The sequence below is a fragment of the Roseateles sp. P5_E11 genome (assembly GCF_054049355.1).
Genome location: NZ_JBFUMO010000976.1, coordinates 1 through 1,332 on the forward strand (window position 1 = coordinate 1; position 1,332 = coordinate 1,332).

Here is a 1,332-nt window from a genome sequence, read left to right on the forward strand (position 1 = left end):
GACAGCGTGGTCTGGGGACAGCGTGGTCTGGGTCAACGGCCACTACCTGCGCCACGAGGCCAGCGGCTACTCGAGCTTTCGCGTCGACATCAGCAACTACCTGCACTATGGCGGCCGCAACGTCGTMGCCGTGCGCGTGGACGCCAGCACGCAGGAAGGCTGGTGGTACGAAGGTGCCGGCATCTACCGCCACGTCTGGCTGACCCAGACCGAGCCACTGCATGTGGACCACTGGGGCACTTTCGTGCGCGCCACGGTGAACGGCAACCGCGCCGACGTGGCCGTTGACGTGACGGTGCGCAACGACGGCAAGGCCGCCGAATCCTTTAGCCTGGAACACGAGCTGCGCGACCCCGAGGGCCGGGTCGTCGCGCGCGGCAGCGTGCCCGCCCGGCGCGTGGCGGCGGACGCCACCGCCGAGGCCAGCGCCATGCTGCGCGTGACCGCACCGAAGCTGTGGTCGCTTGAAACGCCGCAGCGCTACACGCTGACGACGCAGGTCAAGCGCGGCGGCCAGGTGGTCGACAAATACGACACGCCGTTCGGCATCCGCACCCTCCGCTTCGACGCGAACCAGGGCTTCTTCCTGAACGGCCAGCACGTCAAGCTGCACGGCACCAACAACCACCAGGACCATGCCGGCATCGGCATCGCGCTGCCGGATGCCATGCATGACGCGCGGCTGAAGATGCTCAAGGACATGGGTGTAAACGCCATCCGCTCGGCGCACCACCCGGCCACGCCCGAACTGCTGGACGCCTGCGACCGCCTCGGCATCCTCGTCATCGACGAGCACCGCATGATGGGCACGGCCCCGCAGATCCGCGACGAGATGGAGCGCATGGTGCGGCGCGACCGCAACCACCCGTCCGTCATCCTGTGGTCCGTGGGCAACGAGGAATGGGCGATCGAAAACAGCGAGATCGGCACCCGCCTGGCGCGCGAGATGCAGACCATCGTCAAGCGCATGGACCCGACACGCCCCACCACGCTGGCTGCCTCCAGCTCGGGTGGGCCCGAAGGCACGGCGGCGGGCTCCGAGGTGCTGGGCTTCAACTACAAGGCGCAGCACGACATCGACGCGATGCATAAGCGCTTCCCCGAGCGTGCGTCCGTCGTCACCGAGGAAGGCCTGACCTACGCCACGCGCGGCATCTACGCCGACGACCCGGCGCGGGTGCACGTCGCCGCCTACGACAAGCGTTCCGGCGGCGCGTCGACGGCGTCCATCGAGGAGGCCTGGCGCTTCAACGCCGAGCGCCCCTTTATGGCCGGCATGTTCGTCTGGACCGGTTTCGACTACCGCGGCGAGACCACGCCCTACGGCTGGCC

General features: G+C 68.6%; 1 protein-coding gene. It reads left to right on the top strand.

Features of this window, described 5'->3' with window-relative positions; genetic code table 11:
* Positions 1-22: 22 nt before the first annotated feature.
* Positions 23-1,332 (top strand): glycoside hydrolase family 2 TIM barrel-domain containing protein (locus ACXJKR_RS32655; RefSeq protein ID WP_457326398.1); only part of this gene is annotated, 1,310 nt, incomplete at its 3' end.